This is a genomic window from Enterococcus sp. 12F9_DIV0723, from assembly GCF_002174375.1.
Classification (GTDB): Bacteria; Bacillota; Bacilli; order Lactobacillales; family Enterococcaceae; genus Enterococcus_A; species Enterococcus_A gilvus.
Genome location: NZ_NIBK01000001.1, coordinates 1,461,429 through 1,463,579, shown reverse-complemented (window position 1 = coordinate 1,463,579; position 2,151 = coordinate 1,461,429). Strand labels below are relative to the sequence as shown.

General features: G+C 36.0%; 2 pseudogenes. Both read left to right on the top strand.

The window, feature by feature from the left end:
• Window positions 1–222: 222 nt before the first annotated feature.
• Window positions 223–1,563: pseudogene (locus A5868_RS19550) on the top strand (transposase).
• A 421-nt stretch (window positions 1,564–1,984) separates the two neighbouring features.
• Window positions 1,985–2,151: pseudogene (locus A5868_RS06970) on the top strand (IS6 family transposase); the annotation flags it as partial.

The following is a 2,151-nucleotide window of genomic DNA, read 5'->3' as shown; positions in this document are numbered from 1 at the left end:
TGATGGTACTATTCAATTAATTTATTAAATAAATTATCTCAAATAGTATTTTTTTCTTTAAAAACAATTCAACAAGCAAATCGAGGCTGTGACATAAGTCTCTGAAAAAAGCTCCAGAAAATGACGAATTAATCGTCCATTTTCTGGAGCTTTTTAGGTAAAATAAAAGAGTACGGTAGCCCCCGTACTCTAAACCATTCAACCCCCGAAAGGATCAAAATCATGCATACAAATTATAACATGAATCAACTCACTTTAGATATCACAACTTCTTATCTTCCAAAAGAAGACAGCACCGCTTGGTTTATTAATGAACTCGTTTAATCCCTTGAAATCACAGAGTCCTATCTTTTTGGCCGCCCCCGGAATTATGATTTAAGTGGGATGTTAAAACTCGTTCTTTTTGCTTATACGCGGAGTGTGTTTAGCAGTCGAAAAATTGAGCAATTAGCTGAAGAAAGCCTACCGGCTCGCTGGTTGACGCAAGAACAGATGCCTACTTACCGAACTATTGCCCGTTTCCGTGTATCTAATGAGTTAGAAGCATTGATTGAAAAAGGGCTGGATTCCTTAATTCATTATCTTAGAGAGCGACAATTGATTAATGATTCAATTTTTATCGATGGAACGAAGCTTCTCGCAGATGCCAATAAATACAGTTTTGTTTGGAAAAAGAACACCATTACATAGGACAAAATGAATCGTGAGCAGATTGTCTCTTGGATGTCTGAACTTAAAGAGGCACATTTAGCGAGTCATGTTCCTGAAGGAACCTCACTCACGTTAGATATGGTGGATGAAGTACTTGCGAGGTTGGAATTACGGTTAGAAGAATTGGAACAAGAAGTGCTTGAAACCAGAAAGGTTTCACTAAATCCAGCCAAACAACAACAGCGTACATTAAAAGCACAAAAACGAAAACTAAGCGAGCGTCGTGATAAAATGGCGGATCGCCTTCCTAAGTATATTGTGGCAGATGCCGGGTATGGCTCAGAACAAAATTATCGGTATCTTGAAGATGAACTACCGAATCATACCACATTGATTCCTTACTCTACGATGTTGAAAGAACAAAGTAAGAAATGGCAATCGGATGAACGAAAAGTTATGAATTGGACGTATATCGAAAAAGAGGATTATTACATTGATCCAAAAGGGGTTCGTTTCAAATTCAATGCGTACCGAACAAGTACAGATAAAATCAATGGTTTTGTTCGAGACTTCAAAGAGTACAAAGCAGAAAGATATACAGAAAGCAACGAAGTGATTCAAGGAGCGTTGACCCGAGGGGGTATTACACGCATCATTAAGATCAATCCTTCGCTAGAATACTTTAAAGCAAAACAACGCACCATGCTTTCAGAACCTGAAAATGGAAAACTCTACGCATAAAGAAAAATTGACGTAGAACCAGTTTTTGGGTGGATGAAGGCTTGTTTGCATTTCACTCGATACCATGTTCGAGGGTTGGAAAAAGTGAAAAAAGAAACAGGCATCCTTATCATGGAATTAAATATGAGAAAGTTACCGGCAATGAAACGGCTTGGTACCTTGAATACATAGAAATTGGCACCCAGAAATCAATAAATGATTTCTGGGTGCCAATTTTTGTCCTATTCAGGAGTATGACTTATGCCACAGTCTGACACATTTTAACTTTATATTTTGTTTAGCTCTTCCAAAATTGTTATATCTATTCATTTCTAAAAAAAAGTATTAGTCATCTTCGGAAGTCTTAATCACATCGTAACAGTTTTTCGATCGTTTTCTCATCTAACGAAAATGAATTCTTTAGTTTTTGTTTGATCTTTCTATCATCTAAGCCATTTTGGTGCATTGCGTAAATAGACTTTTTAATGATTTTGTTTTTCATATTCATTTCAATATTACTACTACTCATAAAAAAATAGGTTCTGTTGCAAAGTTTCTCAATTATCGTAATGTAAGGTAGAATTATAAAAAACAGACGATTAGGAGCTCTCAGATGACTCATTTTAAAGGAAAACAATTCAAAAAAGATATTATTATTGTAGCCGTTGGCTACTATTTGAGATATAACTTGAGCTATCGAGATATTTCTGAAATTATGAGCGATCGTGGAATCAATGTTTGTCACACTACCATTTATCGATGGGTACAAGAGTATAGTCC